The 18,540-nt window shown below is 39.1% G+C and carries 18 protein-coding genes; 8 read left to right on the top strand and 10 right to left on the bottom strand.

The window, feature by feature from the left end:
- Positions 1-63: 63 nt before the first annotated feature.
- Entirely contained in the window at positions 64-606 is a 543-nt protein-coding gene (locus RBH95_RS11765; RefSeq protein ID WP_307899785.1) for a YgcG family protein, read from the bottom strand.
- A gap of 286 nt (positions 607-892) precedes the next feature.
- Here RBH95_RS11765 and RBH95_RS11760 point away from each other — a divergent pair, with 286 nt between their 5' ends.
- Positions 893-2,509, top strand: coding sequence for a BCCT family transporter (locus RBH95_RS11760; RefSeq protein ID WP_307899784.1), 1,617 nt, complete (start codon positions 893-895; stop codon positions 2,507-2,509).
- Positions 2,510-2,525: 16 nt separating this feature from the next.
- Here RBH95_RS11760 and RBH95_RS11755 read toward each other — a convergent pair whose 3' ends face one another.
- Both RBH95_RS11755 and RBH95_RS11750 read right to left on the bottom strand, forming a co-directional pair.
- The gene (locus RBH95_RS11755) at positions 2,526-3,761 is read right to left on the bottom strand and encodes a M48 family metallopeptidase (RefSeq protein WP_307899783.1); all 1,236 of its coding nucleotides are present in this window, start codon (positions 3,759-3,761) and stop codon (positions 2,526-2,528) included.
- Positions 3,762-3,792: 31 nt separating this feature from the next.
- Positions 3,793-4,590, bottom strand: a complete 798-nt coding sequence (locus RBH95_RS11750) for an RNA methyltransferase (RefSeq protein WP_307899782.1) — start codon at positions 4,588-4,590, stop codon at positions 3,793-3,795.
- 38 nt (positions 4,591-4,628) lie between these two features.
- On the opposite strand from RBH95_RS11750, the gene RBH95_RS11745 reads away from it, so the two are divergent.
- The gene (locus RBH95_RS11745; protein ID WP_307899781.1) at positions 4,629-6,659 is read left to right on the top strand and encodes a T9SS type A sorting domain-containing protein; all 2,031 of its coding nucleotides are present in this window, start codon (positions 4,629-4,631) and stop codon (positions 6,657-6,659) included.
- A 14-nt stretch (positions 6,660-6,673) separates the two neighbouring features.
- Here the strand turns inward: RBH95_RS11745 and RBH95_RS11740 are convergent, their stop codons facing one another.
- Complete coding sequence (locus tag RBH95_RS11740; protein WP_307899780.1) at positions 6,674-7,744, bottom strand: DUF3810 domain-containing protein; 1,071 nt, start codon at positions 7,742-7,744, stop codon at positions 6,674-6,676.
- Positions 7,745-7,831: 87 nt separating this feature from the next.
- Here RBH95_RS11740 and RBH95_RS11735 point away from each other — a divergent pair, with 87 nt between their 5' ends.
- Positions 7,832-9,295: an aminoacyl-histidine dipeptidase gene (locus RBH95_RS11735; protein ID WP_307899779.1), complete on the top strand. Its 1,464-nt coding sequence runs from the start codon at positions 7,832-7,834 to the stop codon at positions 9,293-9,295.
- 62 nt (positions 9,296-9,357) lie between these two features.
- On the opposite strand, the gene RBH95_RS11730 is transcribed toward RBH95_RS11735, so the two are convergent.
- The 3 genes from RBH95_RS11730 to RBH95_RS11720 are packed head-to-tail and all read right to left on the bottom strand — an operon-like array spanning position 9,358 to position 12,098.
- The gene (locus RBH95_RS11730; protein ID WP_307899778.1) at positions 9,358-10,530 is read right to left on the bottom strand and encodes a peptidylprolyl isomerase; all 1,173 of its coding nucleotides are present in this window, start codon (positions 10,528-10,530) and stop codon (positions 9,358-9,360) included.
- A gap of 10 nt (positions 10,531-10,540) precedes the next feature.
- Positions 10,541-11,086, bottom strand: coding sequence for a gliding motility-associated peptidyl-prolyl isomerase GldI (gene gldI, locus RBH95_RS11725; RefSeq protein ID WP_307899777.1), 546 nt, complete (start codon positions 11,084-11,086; stop codon positions 10,541-10,543).
- The gene (locus RBH95_RS11720; protein WP_307899776.1) at positions 11,079-12,098 is read right to left on the bottom strand and encodes a bifunctional oligoribonuclease/PAP phosphatase NrnA; all 1,020 of its coding nucleotides are present in this window, start codon (positions 12,096-12,098) and stop codon (positions 11,079-11,081) included. The genes gldI and RBH95_RS11720 overlap by 8 nt, the downstream gene beginning before the upstream one ends.
- Positions 12,099-12,258: 160 nt before the next feature.
- Between RBH95_RS11720 and RBH95_RS11715 the strand changes: the two genes are divergently transcribed.
- Complete coding sequence (locus tag RBH95_RS11715) at positions 12,259-12,678, top strand: nucleoside-diphosphate kinase (protein WP_053992244.1); 420 nt, start codon at positions 12,259-12,261, stop codon at positions 12,676-12,678.
- Between the two features lie 81 nt (positions 12,679-12,759).
- Here RBH95_RS11715 and RBH95_RS11710 read toward each other — a convergent pair whose 3' ends face one another.
- The 3 genes from RBH95_RS11710 to recF all read right to left on the bottom strand — a co-directional run bounded on the left by RBH95_RS11710 (position 12,760) and on the right by recF (position 14,646).
- The gene (locus RBH95_RS11710) at positions 12,760-13,056 is read right to left on the bottom strand and encodes a DUF721 domain-containing protein (RefSeq protein ID WP_307899775.1); all 297 of its coding nucleotides are present in this window, start codon (positions 13,054-13,056) and stop codon (positions 12,760-12,762) included.
- Positions 13,056-13,481 (bottom strand): lipocalin family protein, encoded by a 426-nt coding sequence (locus tag RBH95_RS11705; protein WP_307899774.1) that lies wholly within the window; start codon positions 13,479-13,481, stop codon positions 13,056-13,058. The genes RBH95_RS11710 and RBH95_RS11705 overlap by 1 nt, the downstream gene beginning before the upstream one ends.
- A gap of 85 nt (positions 13,482-13,566) precedes the next feature.
- Positions 13,567-14,646, bottom strand: coding sequence for a DNA replication/repair protein RecF (gene recF, locus RBH95_RS11700; RefSeq protein ID WP_307899773.1), 1,080 nt, complete (start codon positions 14,644-14,646; stop codon positions 13,567-13,569).
- A gap of 131 nt (positions 14,647-14,777) precedes the next feature.
- On the opposite strand from recF, the gene RBH95_RS11695 reads away from it, so the two are divergent.
- From RBH95_RS11695 to mutL, 4 genes are all read left to right on the top strand, one after another.
- Positions 14,778-15,548, top strand: coding sequence for a tetratricopeptide repeat protein (locus tag RBH95_RS11695; RefSeq protein WP_307899772.1), 771 nt, complete (start codon positions 14,778-14,780; stop codon positions 15,546-15,548).
- A 1-nt stretch (position 15,549) separates the two neighbouring features.
- Entirely contained in the window at positions 15,550-16,029 is a 480-nt protein-coding gene (gene ribH, locus RBH95_RS11690) for a 6,7-dimethyl-8-ribityllumazine synthase (protein WP_307899771.1), read from the top strand.
- A gap of 352 nt (positions 16,030-16,381) precedes the next feature.
- Positions 16,382-16,660, top strand: a complete 279-nt coding sequence (locus RBH95_RS11685; protein ID WP_307899770.1) for a riboflavin synthase subunit beta — start codon at positions 16,382-16,384, stop codon at positions 16,658-16,660.
- Between the two features lie 7 nt (positions 16,661-16,667).
- Complete coding sequence (gene mutL / locus RBH95_RS11680; RefSeq protein ID WP_307899769.1) at positions 16,668-18,539, top strand: DNA mismatch repair endonuclease MutL; 1,872 nt, start codon at positions 16,668-16,670, stop codon at positions 18,537-18,539.
- Position 18,540 lies beyond the last annotated feature (1 nt).

Here is an 18,540-nt window from a genome sequence, read left to right as displayed (position 1 = left end):
GGCCATATAAAAGTAAGGAATTTTTGCCCAGGGATTAAGGTTTTAAGGGGATATATTAAAGGTTTAATTCCATTCTTCCATTAATTCAAGAACTCCGTTTTTAATGCCGTCATAAAAGTTGCCATTTTTAAATTGGGGGATAATGGTTGTATCGATTACTCTTTTGCAAATGTCATTGGTTAAAACCTTTTCTGTTCCGGTGCCGGTAGCAATACCTAATTGACGGCAAGGGTTACAAATAACAAATATCATTCCGTTATCGTCCTTTTTAGTTCCTACACCCCAGTATTTGCCTAAATCCGTAGCAAATCTTTGAATATCCTGATAAGGTGAAATAGTTTCAACAGTGACAATAGCAATTTGCCTTGTAGTTTTTAAGTTGTAGTTATATAGTAATTGGGATAATTCTTGTCTTTGCTCTAAAGTAAATACGTCATCGTAGTCGTTTACAATTTGACCAGTTGCCTTTGTGGTTTTAAATTTTTCTACTGTTGAAAAATCAAAGGCACTAATAGAGTTTTCCGTCGCTGAAGTTTCTTGAGGGCTTTTACAGGCGATTAAGCATAGTGTTAGGAACAATAAGAATCCCTTTTTTATAGTATTCATTTTTAGGGTTGGTTGAAGGTTACTTATTTAAAATTACATTTTTTTAGTTGAAATGGGAGGATTTTGTATGACAATTGGCTTGGTTCAGAAGAGGTTTTTGGTTTATCGGGAATTCGAATGGAAAATGCTTAATGGGTTGAAGGGGAGTTGTTTGTGTTTTAATGTGTATATTTGTAAGACCTTGTTCCTGAATAGTTTTCTGCACCCGCTGTTCGCTTTTTGTCAAGATTTTCCAAGGTGCTTTTCAGGAATTCAATTCTAACATTTGCGAAAATCCTCATCCGTTATGGAACACAAAAAAAAGAAAGCTCTTTTTAATTTGTATTATCCGGTTACCATTCCAGCTGCCTTAATAATTTTGGGCTTTGTATTGGTAACCTTAATTATTGGAGATCCTGTAGAGCGTCTTTTTGAACAGTGGCGTGATGTACTTTATGATCAGGTAGGGTGGCTGTTCATCATAACGGTTAGTACAATGTTAATCATGAGTATTCTTATTGCCTTTGGGCCTTTTGGAAGAATACGTTTGGGAGGTGCCAAAGCGGTCCCTGACTACTCCGATTTTTCTTGGTACTCAATGCTGTTTTCGGCAGGAATGGGGATTGGTTTGATTTTTTATGGCGTGGCGGAACCCATTCAGCATTTGGTTAATCCTCCCATTCCGGTGGCAACAGAAGCTAAGGCTGCGGAACAGGCATTTAAATTTACCTTTTTGCATTATGGTTTTCATCCTTGGGCGGTGTATGCTATGGTGTCTTTATCTTTTGCATTTTTCACCTTCAATAGGAAATTGCCTTTAAGTGTACGGTCTTTGTTTTTTCCAGTTCTAAAGCATCGAATTAATGGTTTGTTTGGTCACATTGTAGATGTGCTTGCTGTGATAGCCTGTTTGTTTGGTTTGGCTACAACTTTGGGCTTTGGAGCCTCTCAAATAGGTTCTGGACTGAATTATTTATGGGGCATACCGAACACAACATATACCCATGTAATTTTTATTATTGTGGCTACGGTAATAGCGTCCTTTTCTATTGCTTCGGGACTGGATAAAGGGGTGAAGGCCTTAAGTGTATTTAATATACGGCTTACACTAATCTTTATGGTGGTAATGCTAATTATTGGGCCTTCCGTATTTATTATAGATTCCTTAATTGAAAATGTTGGAAATTATTTTCAGAATGTCATACAGTTAGGGACTTATACCGAGGTGTATAGTAATACCAAATGGCAAAACAATTGGACTATTTTTTATTGGGCTTGGTGGATTGCTTGGAGCCCTTTTGTGGGCATTTTTATTGCCCGTGTGTCTAAAGGAAGGACTATTAGAGAGTTTCTTACCGGAGTCATATTGATTCCCAGTGCTTTTTCATTTCTTTGGTTTACTGTTTTTGGGTCTTCAGCGGTGTACTTAGAGCTCAACGGACTGGCGCCTATAGGAGCTGAGGTGGACGCTAATATTTCAACGGCCTTGTTTGCCATGTTGGGGGCGTTCCCCTTGTCTAAAATTATGAGTTTTGTTGGCGTGCTACTATTGGTAAGTTTCTTTGTTACATCATCCGATAGTGGTTCTTTAGTGGTGGATTTCATTACTTCTGGTGGAAAAATGGACTCCCCTGTTTTACAGCGTTTGTTTTGGGCAGCTCTTTTAGGTTTGTTGGCGGCTACCCTTTTAATTGGTGGAGGCTTGGTAACGCTGCAAACTGCCGTGATGCTAGCGGCATTGCCGTTTTCGTTGATTCTCTTGGCGATGTGTTACAACTTGGTAATAGCCCTAAATAGGGAACGGCTTAAAAATTTGAGACTAAGTGTAAAGCGTCGTCAAAAAATTCGAGCGGCGGTCATTGAAAAGCATCTGGAAGACTTGGATATTTTGGAGGATGACGATGATGATGACGATTTGAATTAACGTAAAATAGATCCTCCTAAACGTCATTTAAATTTGTTACCCGTTGCAATAGAGTAGGATGCGAATAGTGTACCCAAACATAAGCAGGATGTGGTGTGAGATTACTTAAACTATTTTTGGAAAGTTTTTTTAATCCGCTTATCAATGGAGCTGCTTTATAGGTGTTTTTAGCATAGTTGTCTGCCTGATATTCAAAAGCACGAGAAAAGTGGTTCATCACCAAACTAGTTAGTTCCGAAATAGGTGCATACAATAATCCAAAAGCCACTAGCCCTACATGAAAACTAGGAATGCTAACCCCTAGAGCATGCGACAACAAAGGATTGGAAATAAATATAGATAATATAAACAAGGTTGCTCCAGTAAGTAACAAAGAGGCAATCAAATTAAAAATGATATGCTGCTTTTTGTAGTGTCCTACCTCATGCGCCAATACCGCTACTATTTCATCATCTTCTAAATCCTTCACCAGTGTGTCGTATAAAGTCACACGTTTTTGACTTCCAAATCCAGAAAAATAGGCATTGGCTTTGGTGGAACGCTTGGAACCGTCAATTACAAAAATATTGTCCAGTTGAAACCCTACAGATTGCGCATATTCAGAAATTTTTTCACGTAAGGGACCATCTTCCAAAGGACTCTGCTTATTGAATAGGGGAACAATAAGCTTAGAGTAGAACATATTCATAATAATGGAGAACAGTGCAATAACACCCCATGCATATAGCCAAAAGCGTTCTTGGGTGAGTTGGTAGATCCAAATAATCAAGGCCATCAAACCTCCTCCCACAATAGCGCCCATGAGGAGTCCTTTGAGCTTATCCAAAATAAAAGTGCCCTTACTGGTTTTATTAAAGCCAAAACGTTCTTCAATTACAAAAGTTCGGTAGTAAGAAAAAGGTAGACTCACTAACTGACTTGCCAACATGATGATTCCAAAGAATATCAAGGCAATCACAATAGGATGGTCACTAAAATTTCTGGCCCATTGGTCTACATACTCAAAACCGCCAAAGATTAAAAAGGCAAGTGTTGTAAGTATTGAAACACTAGAACTCCATAAACCAAAGCGGTAATTGGTGGCTTTATAGTTCTGGGATTTTTTATAGGCTTCCTCATCGTATACATCCTGCAATTTCTGGGGAACGGGATCCTTAAAATGTTTCGCGTTTAAGGCGTCCAATACTTTGTCGATGATAAAATCCAGAACAATAATGGCAATGATAATATAGAAGAGGGTTTGGGAATTCATAAGTGTATAGAGAAAATAAATTGAATTTATGTTATAAAAACTGACGTTGTCTTTTGGCTTCAAATATCAGGATGCCTGCAGCCACCGAAACATTCATGGAATCGATAGCACCTTGCATTGGGATGATAATATTTTGAGTTGAATTAGTGCGCCATTCGTCACTAAGACCAGTGTCTTCAGTCCCCACTACCAAGGCCGTAGGACCTGTGTAGTCTTGGGTGTGATATCCCACCGAAGCCTGCAACGCGGCACAATACATAGCAATGTTGTGGTCTTTTAAAAAGGCAATAATATCGGAAGTGCTGCCCACTGCAATCGTATTGGTAAAGACACATCCCACACTGGAGCGAATGATATTTGGGTTGTATAAATCGGTTTTGGGGTTGGCAATAATCACGGCATCCACATTGGCGGCATCGGCCGTACGAAGTAAAGCGCCTATGTTTCCTGGTTTTTCAGGGGCTTCGGCTACCATGATTAATGGGGTTTTTGACTTAAATGTAAGTTGGGCCAAATTGTGAGCTTTGGATTTAGCAAGAGCCAAAATACCTTCTGTGGTAGAGCGGTGCGCCAACTTTTGATATACTTCCTTTGAGATTTGTATAGTTGGGATAGATGGATTTGCCAAGGTTTTAAGTTGGGCTTCCGGAAATAACTCAGGATAAAATAAAATAGTATCAATGTTATAATTGCCCTTGAGTGCCAAGCCAATTTCTCTTTCTCCTTCAATGAGAAAAAGCCCTGTTTTTTTACGTTCACGGGATTTCTCCTTTAGTTGAAACAACTCTTTAATGTAGGAATTTTGAGTACTGATTATTTCTTTTCTCACTTATTAACAGTATATTGTTAATGCAAATTTACATTTTTATGAAGCAAAAATTACTTTTTTTAGGCTTATCCCTCTTCTTTTTTAGTTTCCAAGCACAGGTAATTGTTGATTGTGATGAAGGGCCGTTGTTTGTTACGGCTTGTTACGAAAACAATAGCTATAATGAAGTCACTTATACAAGTTCCAATGGAAATCCGTTGATGTTAATGCTAATAGGAGGGGCTATTGAGAATGGAAATGACACCTTGAAAATATTAGATAGTGATGGCTCAACGAACCTTTATTGGCCTACAGGTCAGGTTGTACCGGGAACATTTATAATGTCTATAGGAGATTCTATTACCTTTTCTGTAGTGGCGAATGAAACTGTGAGTTGTGCCTCAGGTGAACTAGAGTTTAGTGAAGGTATTAGTTATATGGTATATTGTGTTGATTTCCAGGAGGCTGTTGATGTGGAATTAGGAGCGGATCAGAATATATGTGAAGAAACACCTGCTGTACTATTGCAGGCGGAAATATCTTCGACTAGTACATATAATTATGAATGGTATCAAGATGGCATCTTGATTTCTGGGGCAACAACAGATGAGTTGGTGGTAACCGAATCGGCTTATTATTCAGTTATTATTTATGACCCAATACAGGAAGTTCCAGTTGGGGCAGACGCCACCTTAGTGAATTTTATAGATTGTGAAAACTCAGGATTAATTCATGTAAATATATTTTTGGACGCCAATAGTAATTCTGTTTTTGATACTGGTGAGGCTTATTTTGACCAAGCCCAAATAACCTATGAGTTGAATGATTCAGGTTATTTTAGTGGTGTAATGTCCAATACAGGGAGTTTTACTTTATACACCTCTCAGGAAAGCGATTCCTATGACTTTAATTTAAGCTTACAACAAAATTGTTATTATTCCAACACAACAACGCTCTCAGATATTACCGTTTCCAATGGCGCGGAAATAACACTTGATTTTCCAATTATGGAAATTGAGGACTGTGAGGATATGTATGTCCATCTTTACACATACTCTCCTCCAGTACCTGGTTTTCCGTATAACATTCAGATTCAACTAGAAAATTATGGTACTCAACCTAATTCAGGAGAATTGGAGTTTGTTTTGGATGAATCTTTGCCTTTGAGTGAACTTGTGGTGAATGACTCTCCCAATTATACCATAATTAACACTTCGACTGGGTTTATATTGGAATTTATGGATATTGAGGGAGGTTCTGAAATATATATACCTGTGACAGTGGAATGTCCCACAACGCTAGCATTGGGAGAAACTGTTACCAATTCTGTGACTTATACATCAAATACAGATGAAATAAATACCAACAATAACACTGCAAGTTTAACTGAAACAGTTGTTGGATCTTATGATCCAAATGATATTATGGAAAGCCATGGGCCACAAATTCTTTATGATGAGTTTATAACTTCAGATGAATATTTGTATTATACCATTCGCTTTCAAAATGTGGGGACAGCCGAAGCTTTCGAAGTAAGAATTGAGGATGTCCTGGATGTTCAATTGGATGAAACTACCTTCGAAATGTTGCATTCCAGTCATGATTATGTCGTTACTAGAACAGGCAATCTATTGGTTTGGCAGTTCGATGATATTAATTTGCCAAGTGAAAGTATGGATGAGCCTGAAAGCCACGGTTACGTTCATTTTAAAATCAAACCTGTTTCAGGTTATGGAGTGGGAGATGTTATTCCTAATTCAGCGGCTATCTTTTTCGACTTTAATGAACCTGTAATTACCAATACATTCTCTACCGAATTTGTAGAGATACTTTCGGTAGAAGATCAGGAGACTGCTGAGTTTTCAATCCATCCAAATCCAGCAAATGATATGGTCTATATTCAGATAGAAGAGGCTTCTTCAGAATTGAGGGTAAACGTTTTTGATGTGTTAGGGAAGCGAGTTCTGGAAACGTCCTATGCTCAAGAACAAGAAATGGCATTGGATGTGTCTTCCTTGGAAAGTGGTATTTATTATATTCAATTGCATAACGGAGCCAGAGAAAGCATTAAAAAACTTGTCGTAAAATAGTTGCGCAGAAAAGTTTAATGCTCTGGGTTGGCTTCAAAATAGTTAACCAATAGCGCTACTACATAACTATAGCTCTGCATGCCGTCTGTTTGGTTATTGGCTTTTAAAAAGCCATCGTATGTTGATTTGAATATGGGCTCTAATGGGTTTTGGTAACGCATCCAAAAATCGCGGGATTCTTGGTAGTTTTTTAAAACTCCTTTATTCACCTTAGCTAGCATTACATCGTACTTCTCAGGATCCCTTCGAAATATTTCCAAAAGACAGTGTCTCAGGGCAAAGGCATGTCCTGAATATTGAAAATAAATATCTGGATGGTGGATAGCTGCCATACAGCCAATAAAATTAGCTTCATTTTCGGCAGCGTATCCCAATTGATGAGCTACTTCATGGCTGGCAGTTGTGGGGTACTTCCAAATAGGAATCATGCCGTCTATTTGAGCTTCATTGGTAAACGGATTCAAATAGCCGCTAAATCCCATATAGGTGAGTGGCAAACTATAAATAGAACATTTGATACTTTTTGGTGCATATGCCAAATGGGGGTATTCTTTAGACAGTATTTCATACCCTTTGGGAACTGCTTTTATCAATTCCGTTTTCTTATAAGGCATGACCACAGGAAGCGTATCGTTGTGAGTGATCGCAGTATGCAAGCTGTTGACCTTTTCAGTAAGGCGTTCAGCAGTTGATAAAAGGGCTTCAGTGGTATAATCTTTTTCTAAACCGAGGGATTGGTGCAGTGGCAAACGGTAGTAATTAAAGGCCCATAACATATGAAAGGCCAAATAGCCCATCGACAAGGCCATAAGAACATCTATAGCCCAAGACTTAAAATTCTTGAACATACGTTTTCTATTGGTATAGAACCATCTTAGAATATAGAGGGTTGCCAATGTATAAAACACATCCCCAATCGAAAAAGGAAGCCATCCAAAAACAAAGCGCATCGATTTGGAAATCCAAACATACAGTCCATGACTATACCAACGCTCGACAAATTCGGGGAATTTCGCAATAAGCTTGATGAAGGCGATTTGAAGGAGAATGGAAAAGGCAATAAAGAGGCGGCCAAAGTTCTGCATACTTCAAATGTAATAAAAAGAAGCAGATCTGTGGCTCTTAATTGTGGACTTCAATTTGTACCTTTGTGCAACTTTAAGCTAATACATATGAATTCAGAAATAAGACAGTTGGAACCAAAGGCGTTATGGAATAAATTCGCCGATTTGAATGCCGTTCCAAGACCGTCAAAAAAGGAAGAGCGTGTGATTGCGTTCATGAAAGCATTTGGTGAAAACCTAGGCTTGGAAACCATTGTGGACAAGGTAGGTAATGTCATCATTAAAAAACCTGCAACCTCTGGAATGGAGGATAGAAAGGCCATTGTGATGCAATCGCATTTGGATATGGTACACCAAAAAAATAACGATACCAATTTCGATTTTGATACCCAAGGCATCGACATGTATGTGGACGGCGATTGGGTACGTGCCAAAGGAACGACCCTTGGTGCCGATAACGGTTTGGGGGTGGCTACCATTATGGCTATTTTGGAAAGCAGCGATATTGAGCACCCAGCCATTGAGGCTTTGTTTACCATAGACGAAGAAACGGGAATGACCGGTGCTATGGGATTGGAAGGCGGTTTGTTGGAAGGTGAGATTTTATTGAATCTTGACACCGAAGAAGACGATGAAATCGGTGTAGGATGTGCCGGAGGTGTAGACGTCACGGCTACCCGTAGTTATGAAGAGGAGGAAACTCCAGAATTTAAAATGGGATTCCTAATTGAGGTGAAAGGACTTCAAGGGGGCCATTCTGGAATGCAGATCCATGAAGGATTGGGTAATGCCAACAAAATCATGAACCGTTTGTTGTTTGATGGGTTTGAAAACTTTGGTTTGCGAATTTCTGAAATCAACGGAGGTGGTTTGCGAAATGCTATTCCAAGAGAAAGCAAAGCCATTGTGGCCATAGATAGCATGCACGAAGAAGTGTTTATTGCAGAGACCAATGATTTGGCTAATGACATCAAAACCGAGTTGAAAACCATGGAACCAGATTTGGAAATCATCGTGACCAAAATTGAAACTCCAGAGCGTATTATGGATCTTGGCGTTCAAGAAGGATTTACCAGAGCTTTGTATGCCGCTTGGAATGGGGTGTACCGTATGAGTGCCGATATTCCTGGTTTGGTAGAAACCTCCAATAACATTGCCAATGTGGTGATTAAGGATGGTAAAATTAAAGTGGGTTGTTTGACACGTTCTTCTGTTGAAAGTTCTAAATGGGATTTAGCCAATACCCTTAGGGCAGCTTTTGAATTGACAGGTTGCGAAGTAGAGTTCAGTGGGGATTATCCAGGATGGACACCAAATATGGATTCAGATATTTTAAAGGTGATGGTTCCTTTGTATAAAGAATTGAACCAAGGTGAGGAGCCACATGTGGCCGCTTGCCATGCTGGTTTGGAATGTGGTATTTTGGGAACCAACTATCCAGAAATGGACATGATTAGTTTTGGACCAAATATTAAGGGAGCGCACTCGCCAGACGAACGCGCACAGATTTCTTCTGCTCAAAAATATTGGAAGTTTGTATTGGAAATTCTAAAAGCGATTCCAAAGAAATAACAACTATTATATCAACAAAAAAAAGCCGCTATTAAGCGGCTTTTTTATTTGTGTCTATTGAATTATTGTTTTGTGTCTTCAACCATTTCCACAATAAAAATCAAATCTGATTTTGCTGGAATTGGACCTGCAGCACGCTCGCCATAAGCCAAGTGGTATGGTAAGTAGAAATAGGAACGCTCACCTACCTTCATGGTTCCAACACCTTCTTTAAATCCAGGAATCATATTGGCATCTGGACTTACCTTCATTGGCATAGGTTGGTATCCATTTTGTTGGTCTCTCATTTCGTTGAACATACCGTGTCTTTCTGCCACTTCCTTAACGTTGCTGTCAAATAAACGACCATCGGCAAAGTACCCTTCGTAGTTCACCTTTACCATGTCTCCTGTATTTGGTTTTTCACCAGTACCTTCTTTAATAACATACATTTTTAATCCAGAAGGAAGGGTTGTAGCATTAGCATTGTATCCGTCCAAAGTTGCTTTAAAAGCAGCGCCAGCTTCGGCATTTTTAGCTTCTCTTTCCAAACGCTCTTCTTCAGCTTTTTTCTTAGCTTCTTCTCTTAAGGCTTTTTGTTTGTCCTTGATTTTAGGAAGTTCTTCCATATACACTTTTGGTGCATCGAAACTTTTGGCTTCCGATCCTTTTCTGATGATGTTCAATTCTTGGATCACTACATCTTCTTTAGGCTTGTCTCCAGGCTTAGAAGTCTCCACATTGGAAATGCTGTCCTGAATTTCAAGACCTAAAACCAACTCTCCAAAAACAGCGTGACGGTTGTTAAGGTTTGGAGTAGGTACTTCGGTGATAAAAAACTGACTTCCATTGGTTGCAGATCCCGAATTGGCCATTGACAAAATACCTGGTTTGTCATGCATTAGGTCTGGATTGAATTCGTCTTCAAACTTGTATCCAGGATCTCCTGTCCCTGTTGCGGTAGGGTCTCCTCCCTGAATCATAAATTGGTCGATAACGCGGTGGAAGGTCGTACCGTTATAGTATTTCTTTCCTTTATACTCTTCCTTTACCATTGGGTGGGTTCCTTCGGCAAGGGCAACAAAATTTGCAACGGTTACCGGAACTTTGTCGTAATATAACTTGGCGACCATAGTTCCTTTGTTGGTAACAAATTCAGCATATAAACCATCCTCTAGGTCAGGATACTTGTCATTACATGCCGTGGTTGTCATTAAGGCAACAAGAAAAAATAATTGCAATACTTTGTTTTTCATGTTTCTCATATTAATCATTTTGGGTTTGGGTTATAGTATTAACTGTGACTTTACAAATAAGTGGGGTATTGGTGCCAATTCTATTGGAATCACCATAATACCCATAGGCTTTTTGAGAAGGGAAGAAAAATGTAACGGTTTCCCCCGGTTTCATTAATTTAAGACCTTCACGAAGGCCAGTGAACAACTCTTCCTTGTCCATGGCATAATCCATGGGAACAATTTCTTCTTCGGAATAGATTTGATTACCACTTAAATCGGTGACACTGTAATCGAAATTAACGATGTCTCCAAAGTTTGGGGTGATTGTATCTTGGGCTACCTTGGTGTTGTAATAATACCAAAAGCCACTTTCTGAAGCTATATAAGTGTTGCTGGTGTCTTTTTGAATGATACCTTCAATAAATTCGCGTTCCTTTTGGTTGAGCTTAATATTACGCTCTACCGACAAATTGATAAAGGATCCTTTGTTAACCGTGACCGGTTTTCGGGCCTCTGGAGACTTGCATGCCATGGCGCAACTTGCCAAGAGCCCTATTAGTATATATTTATTCATGATTTAGGACATGTTTATAGCTCGGTAATATACTAATAAATTTTTCAATAGTGGCCTCAAGGGACAAATCGCTTTTGCCGCCGGCTGCGTTGGTGTGGCCACCTCCTTCAAAATGGGCACGGGATAATTCGTTCACTGAGAAATCTCCTTTGCTTCGCAAAGAAATCTTTACAATACCCTCCTGTTGGTTTTCTATAAAGATTACCGCTAGCACAACACCTTCTAAAGACAGTCCGTAATTCACAAAACCTTCAGTATCTCCTTTTTTAAAATTGAAGGTGTTAAGGTCTTCTTGAGTTAAGGAAATGTAAGCTGTTTTATATTCGGGTAATATTTTAAGATTACTCAGGGCACGTCCTAACAACTGCAAGCGGTCGAAGGAATTCGTGTCGTATATATTATTGTGGATTTGGGCATTTTGGGCGCCTTGATCCATTAAATGGGCAATTACTTTGTGGGTAGTACTTGTTGTAGACGCAAAGCGAAACGACCCTGTGTCGGTCATGATGCCTGTGTAAAGGCAGGTGGCTATATCTTGGTTAATGGACTTTAAACCGCCCAACATATCAATAAAGTGATAGATCATTTCACAGGTTGAGGACATGCTCACGTCAGAGTAGGTGTACAAGGCATAGTCGTCCGGTTGCTGATGATGGTCAATCATGACTTTAATCGCCTCCGAAGTTTTTACGGCATGTTCCATATCCCCTATGCGATTAAGGGCGTTAAAATCTAACGTAAAGATTAGATCTGCATTTTTAAGTAGTTCATCACTTTCTTTTCGCTGCAGTTCATATTTAAGGACAAGTTCATCGGCGGGCATCCATTTCAAAAAGTTGGGATAATCGTTAGGGGCAATCACTGCCACCTGATGGTCCATGTTTTTAAGGTAATGGTAAAGAGCCAAGGACGCTCCCATAGCATCGCCATCTGGATTTTTGTGAGGGATTATTACAACGTGTTTTGGTCTGCTTAAAAGCGTTTGGATGTTCTTGATATCTTGCTTTGTCATAGAGGGCGAAGATACAATTTTTTAATAATGCTTTGTGTGGTTTTTATGAAGAAATACATTACTTTTGCACCCAAATTACGGGGCGCCTAAAGGTTAAGAGCCAAAAGAACGAGTCGCAATTTAATACAAACGTAATATCTGAATAATTTAATATATTAAAATGGCAACAAATAGAACATTTACAATGCTTAAGCCAGATTCTGTTGAAAAAGGGAATATTGGTGCGATTTTGGAGAAAATTACAGCTTCTGGATTTAGAATTGTAGCAATGAAATTAACTCAAATGACTTCTGCAGATGCAGAGGCTTTCTATGCAATCCACAAAGAAAGACCTTTCTTTGGAGAGTTGGTAGAATATATGACACGTGGTCCTATTGTAGCGGCTATCTTGGAAAAAGAAAATGCGGTTGAGGATTTTAGAACTTTGATTGGAGCTACTAATCCAGCTGAAGCAGCTGAAGGAACTATCCGTCAAATGTATGCAGAGTCTATCGGCGAGAATGCTGTTCACGGAAGTGATAGCGACGAAAATGCTGCCATTGAAGGAGCATTCCACTTTGCGGGAAGAGAAATGTTTTAAGGAATAATCCATCCATCAATAAACACAAAAAACGCAACGGTTACGTTGCGTTTTTTGTGTTTTATAGCTTGAGCTTGGTTTTTAACGAAGTACTAGGGTTTTGATAACTTCCTTGCCCAAGGATTCGTTGAGCATACTAATGATTTTTTCTTTACCGTAACTCAATTCTTCCCGAAGTACGCTAGAGCTCAATTGTACGTAAAGGGTATCACGCTCCAATTGAATGGCGGTAGTATAGTTGTTCACGCCATTTCCCATCATCTTTGCCCAGGCATCTCTTACATCTATTTTGTCTAGGCCGTCCTGCAGATTATTGGTATCCACAAATTCCTTGAGTATCTCACTGATGCTTAAATATTCACTGTGCCGTTTTGCCATTAATCCATGCGTTCTAAAGGTTCATAACGACTGTAAAGGTACAAATCTTTCCGCGAATTGAGGATTAAAAGCTTGTCTTCGGTTGCTTTCAGCACGGTTTCCTTCCAACTAGAATACGGGGTTTTGTATTCTAAAATCAAGCTATCGTTTTGTATTATGGCCTTAATGTTTTCGGCATCGCCTGAAGTTTTAAACTTGCCTTCCAGCGTAGGGGTTAATTTTTTTCTAAAACCAACTAGGCTGTCATTGACTTCTATGTAATCGATGGTGTTACTAAAAGTGTATTCCTTTTTAGAGCCATCGGCCAATGTTACTTCTTTAATTTCCCAATAGCCATTAAGATGTTGTAAGGAGGATTCTGGATTTTTACCACAGTGTAATAAAGTAAAACAGGCTACAACCGTTAAGAAAAGTTTGGATTTCATAATGCATCAACTTTAAAATCCAAAGGTCTACTATCCTCGTTGAAAATACAAGAATTGTATTTTCTTTTTTAACTACAGGAAGGACTTAGAGTTTGAAAATCTGATAAGATTGGTGGATTTGTTTGATGATGTTTTCGGTACGGTCTGCATGGGTATCACTTAGAAACAATTGTCCGAAATTTTCGTGATCTACCAAGCTAATAATTTGTGCCACGCGATGCTCGTCAAGTTTGTCAAATATATCATCCAAAAGTAGGATGGGAGTAACGCCGCTTTGCTGTTTTATAAAATCGAACTGTGCCAATTTCAAGGCAATTAAAAAGGACTTTTGCTGCCCTTGGCTTCCAAATTTTTTAATGGGAAAGTCTTCTATTTCAAAATTAAGGTCGTCTTTGTGAATGCCTTTGCTTGTGTATTGTAACGCCTTGTCTTTGTTGAGGTTTTGTGCAAAAAGTTCTAGCAGGTCATGTTCAAAAAGGTCGCTTTTGTAACTGAGGTTGACGGTTTCTTTACTATTGCTTATAGCGTCGTAACGGGATTTGAAAATAGGGATAAATGTTTTTAAAAATTCATCACGGGTTTTAAAAATAGCACTCCCATATTGATGCAGTTGTTCGTTGTAAACTTCCAGCGTTTGGGCATTGAAAGTGTTGTTTAAAGCGAAAAACTTCAGTAGGGCATTCCGTTGGGAGAGGACCTTGTTGTAATTGATCAGATTGTTTAAATATACCTTGTCACTTTGCGAAATAACGCTGTCGATAAACTTGCGTCTGGTTTCGCTCCCCTCTAATATTAAATCTCTATCGGCAGGTGAAATAATTACCAAAGGGATAAAGCCAATATGGTCGCTAAACTTATCATAGGCCTTGGCGTTGCGTTTAATGACCTTTTTCTGTCCTTTCTTAAGCGAGACAATAATCTTTTCGGAGCGCTCTTCACGGTCAAAAACACCATCAATTACAAAAAAGTCTTCACCGTGCTTTATGTTTTGGGAAGCAATGGGGTTGAAGTAGCTTTTTCCAAACGATAGATGGTAAATAGCATCCAATACATTGGTTTTTCCAATGCCATTAGCTCCAACAAAACAATTGATTTTACTATCAAACGTAAAGGATTGACTTTCAAAATTCTTATAGTTGACTAATGAAAGAGACTTTAAAATCATAAAATGAGAATGTAAGATGTGTTTTTGCTCCAGTTATGCAAAAGGCGGTGCAAATTATTAAAAATAACAAAAAAATTGCCTTTTATTTATCAATAAAAATTTTATTTTTGCGGCGCATTAATACAGAATATATGGCAACTTACAAGAAAAGAGGATATAAACCAAAGACGAAAGTAGAACCACAGGAGGAAGAGGTTGTAGACGAGCACTCAACTACAGCTGAGGTGTTTAACACCTTGGATGAATCTGCTTCTAAGACTGAAGAATGGGCTGAAAAGAACCAAAAGGCGATTTTGGTTGCCGTAGGAGCTGTCGCGCTGATTCTATTGGGATATTTGGGATATAATAAATTTATTGCCGAGCCAAAAGCTGAAGAAGCTATGAACGATATGTTCGTTGCACAACAATTCTTTGACGACGCAGTAAATGGAACTGAAAAGGATTCTCTTTTTACCTTGGCTTTAGAAGGGTCGGGTGGTAAATACGGAATGGTGGATATTGCCGATAAGTATAGCGGTACTCCAGCTGGTAACCTTGCCAATTATTATGCCGGTATGGCCTACTTAAATCTTAAGGATTACAAAAATGCCATCGAGTATTTAAGCAGCTTTTCAAGTAACGATATTATGTTGGCTCCTTTGGCAAAAGGAGGTATTGGTGATGCCTTTGTGCAGTTGAACCAATTGGATGATGCTTTAGGATACTACGAGCAAGCTATTAATGCTTCAAACAATGAATTTACTGCGCCTTTGTATTTGTTTAAAGCGGCTAATTTGGCCAATAAATTGGGTGATTCCAATAAAGCTTTAACGTACTTTAAGCGTATCAAAAATGAATTTCCAGACTCTGCAGAAGCAAAAAACATTGATGTTTTCATAGGTAGAGCGGAAGCAGCTCTATAATATGGCAACGACAAATTTATCTCAATACGATAAAAACACAATCCCAAACGCGAAAGATTTTCGGTTTGGGATTGTTGTTTCTGAATGGAACGATAACATCACCGAAGGACTGGCTCAAGGGGCTTATGACACTTTGGTAGAACACGGGACGCTTCCCGAAAATATTCTGCAATGGCATGTGCCGGGAAGCTACGAGCTTATTTACGGAAGCAAAAAAATGCAGGAACAAAAAGTAGATGCCGTGATCGCTATTGGTAGTGTGATTCAAGGAGAAACCAAGCATTTTGATTTTGTGTGCGAAGCCGTTTCCCAGGGTATCAAGGATTTGAACGTACAGCACGACACACCAGTGATTTTTTGCGTATTGACAGACAATACCATGCAACAGGCTATAGACCGTTCTGGAGGCAAGCATGGTAACAAAGGGGTGGAAGCCGCTGTGGCAGCCATAAAAATGGCTGTGTTGCGCCAAAACGCTTAGTACCAATCCAATTCCAAAGTTATTTTTTAAGAGCAGGGCGTGTTAACATTTTTTAGCATGCCAAGCATGATATTTCCTTGTATTTTAAGTACATTTGAAGTGTAATAGTGACGAAATTTTATAGTGAATTTATTTGGCCAACGACAAAACAAGCGGTACAGCTATACTCCTAAACATTTAAAAAAGGAGGAGAAGGAAGCCAAAGACACTATGGAGTCGCAATGGAAGGAAGTAAGGGATGCCAACCGCCGAAAAAAGTCTTTTTTCACATCACTTCCTTTTTTGGTCTTATTTTTGATTGCTGTTCTAGTACTACTATACATTTTAAGTCGTTACGAATAACAGATACACTATGGGAATATTTAGTTTAAAAAAGAACAAGAAATTCGAGTATACACCACGATATTATAAAGGTGAAGGAAGTCCTTATGAACTGAAGCATAAGTTTGATGACTACAGGCAGACCGTAGGCAACAATAGAGGTCTGAAAACAAAAGTCAATAATGCTTGGGATGATTATAAGAACACTCCGGATACTATGGGCGCCAATAAGCGCGTCTTGATTATTGTGGGAATCTTGATTTTGATATTCCTGTTTATCATCGATTTCGATTTGTCTATATTCTTTTAAAACCCCAATGGCAGACATTATACAACTCTTACCTGATCATGTTGCCAATCAAATAGCTGCCGGAGAAGTGGTGCAAAGACCTGCTTCTGTGGTAAAAGAACTTTTGGAAAATGCTATTGATGCCAACGCAACTCAGGTTAAACTCATTATAAAAGAAGCGGGAAAAACGCTTATTCAGGTTATTGACAACGGAAAGGGCATGAGCCCAACCGATGCTCGCTTGAGTTTTGAGCGGCATGCGACCTCCAAAATTAGGGCAGCTGAAGATTTATTCAGTTTGCATACCAAAGGTTTCAGAGGAGAGGCTTTGGCAAGTATAGCAGCCATTGCCCATGTAGAGCTTAAAACCCGTCAACCGCAAGAAGAACTAGGAACTCAAATCACTATTGAAGGGAGTGAAATTACTGCCCAAGAAGTGGTGGTAACTCCAGAAGGAACGTCGGTCGCTGTAAAGCATCTGTTTTTTAATATTCCTGCCCGTCGCAATTTTTTAAAGTCTAATGCTGTGGAGCTTCGTCATATCATCGACGAATTCCAGAGAGTGGCCTTGGCGCATCCAGATATTACCTTTATGATGTATCACAATGGCAGTGAAACTTTCAATCTCCCGTCAAGCAATTACAGGCAACGTGTAGTTAATATTTTTGGGAATAAGACCAATGAAAAATTGGTGCCCGTGAATGAGGTAACGGAAGTTTTAAAGATTTCAGGGTTTGTGGGCAAACCTGAATTTGCAAAGAAGAATCGTAACGAACAGTTCTTTTTTGTGAATGACCGTTTTATCAAAAGCGCCTATCTCAACCACGCTATTAATTCAGCATTTGAAGGTTTGATTAAAGATGGGGCGCACCCCAGTTATTTCTTGAATTTGGATGTGGATCCCAAAACCATTGATATCAATATTCACCCAACTAAAACCGAGATTAAGTTTGATGATGAACATACGCTATATGCCATTATTCGATCTTCGGTAAAGCATAGTTTGGGGCAGTTTAATATAGCTCCTGTTCTTGATTTTGATTTGGACACCAATTTGGATACTCCTTATGATTACAAAAACAAGACGGCATCAACTCCAACTATTGAAGTAGATAGAAACTTTAATCCTTTTGCTGAAGAATTGGCCCCTAGACGTTCGTCGTCAAGTCGGGGAAATGGTTCGGCAATGTCTTATAAAAAGGACGCTGGTGCCAGTTGGGAAAGTTTGTATGTAGGCTTGGAATCGAAAGGTACAAGGGATGAAAATGATTTTAGTGAAGTAGAGTTTGAAAGTGAGGAAACTACGGAACCTTTATTCCAGGAACAAGAGGTTGGGGCAACACAAAATACGTATCAGGTTCATAACAAGTATATTGTTAGTACCATTAAATCAGGAATGTTGGTGATCGATCAGCACCGTGCCCACCAACGGATTCTCTATGAAAACTTACTGAAAAGTATGACCGTTAGGGAAGCGGTAAGCCAACAGCTACTTTTTCCGTTGGAATTGCACTTTTCATCAAATGAAATTCCTATTTTAGAGAGTCTTAAGGAAGATTTGGAGTCCACAGGCTTTGTGTTTTCCCAATTCGGTGAGGATCTTGTTGAAATTACGGGTGTGCCTATTAATGTGCCTGAAAGTGAAGTGTCGATTATTTTGGAGCAGCTTATCAGTGATGTGGAACAAGAAGTCCCGGACAGCAGTTTTAGTGCCACCGATCTTTTAGCTAAATCTATAGCTAAAAGTTTGGCTATTAAAACGGGACAATCGCTTACCAAGTTAGAACAGGAACACATGGTCAATAGCCTTTTTGCCTGTAAAGAACCCTCTGTGTCACCAACCAACAGACCTACATTCATCACTATGAGCGTAGACGATTTGGATAAAAAATTTATGTAGA

The organism is Mangrovimonas sp. YM274, from assembly GCF_030908385.1.
GTDB lineage: Bacteria > Bacteroidota > Bacteroidia > Flavobacteriales > Flavobacteriaceae > Mangrovimonas_A.
This window is presented reverse-complemented; position numbering and strand designations above follow the sequence as displayed.

Excerpts from the sequence above, each read along its gene's own strand:
- mutL (WP_307899769.1), top strand. The coding sequence starts at position 16,668 with ATGGCAGACATTATACAACTCTTACCTGATCATGTTGCCAATCAAATA.
- gldI (WP_307899777.1), bottom strand. The coding sequence starts at position 11,086 with ATGAATAAATATATACTAATAGGGCTCTTGGCAAGTTGCGCCATGGCA.
- RBH95_RS11710 (WP_307899775.1), bottom strand. The coding sequence starts at position 13,056 with ATGGCAAAACGGCACAGTGAATATTTAAGCATCAGTGAGATACTCAAG.
- RBH95_RS11685 (WP_307899770.1), top strand. The coding sequence starts at position 16,382 with ATGGGAATATTTAGTTTAAAAAAGAACAAGAAATTCGAGTATACACCA.
- RBH95_RS11735 (WP_307899779.1), top strand. The coding sequence starts at position 7,832 with ATGAATTCAGAAATAAGACAGTTGGAACCAAAGGCGTTATGGAATAAA.
- RBH95_RS11705 (WP_307899774.1), bottom strand. The coding sequence starts at position 13,481 with ATGAAATCCAAACTTTTCTTAACGGTTGTAGCCTGTTTTACTTTATTA.
- recF (WP_307899773.1), bottom strand. The coding sequence starts at position 14,646 with ATGATTTTAAAGTCTCTTTCATTAGTCAACTATAAGAATTTTGAAAGT.
- ribH (WP_307899771.1), top strand. The coding sequence starts at position 15,550 with ATGGCAACGACAAATTTATCTCAATACGATAAAAACACAATCCCAAAC.
- RBH95_RS11695 (WP_307899772.1), top strand. The coding sequence starts at position 14,778 with ATGGCAACTTACAAGAAAAGAGGATATAAACCAAAGACGAAAGTAGAA.
- RBH95_RS11720 (WP_307899776.1), bottom strand. The coding sequence starts at position 12,098 with ATGACAAAGCAAGATATCAAGAACATCCAAACGCTTTTAAGCAGACCA.
- RBH95_RS11715 (WP_053992244.1), top strand. The coding sequence starts at position 12,259 with ATGGCAACAAATAGAACATTTACAATGCTTAAGCCAGATTCTGTTGAA.
- RBH95_RS11745 (WP_307899781.1), top strand. The coding sequence starts at position 4,629 with ATGAAGCAAAAATTACTTTTTTTAGGCTTATCCCTCTTCTTTTTTAGT.
- RBH95_RS11765 (WP_307899785.1), bottom strand. The coding sequence starts at position 606 with ATGAATACTATAAAAAAGGGATTCTTATTGTTCCTAACACTATGCTTA.
- RBH95_RS11760 (WP_307899784.1), top strand. The coding sequence starts at position 893 with ATGGAACACAAAAAAAAGAAAGCTCTTTTTAATTTGTATTATCCGGTT.
- RBH95_RS11740 (WP_307899780.1), bottom strand. The coding sequence starts at position 7,744 with ATGCAGAACTTTGGCCGCCTCTTTATTGCCTTTTCCATTCTCCTTCAA.
- RBH95_RS11755 (WP_307899783.1), bottom strand. The coding sequence starts at position 3,761 with ATGAATTCCCAAACCCTCTTCTATATTATCATTGCCATTATTGTTCTG.
- RBH95_RS11730 (WP_307899778.1), bottom strand. The coding sequence starts at position 10,530 with ATGAAAAACAAAGTATTGCAATTATTTTTTCTTGTTGCCTTAATGACA.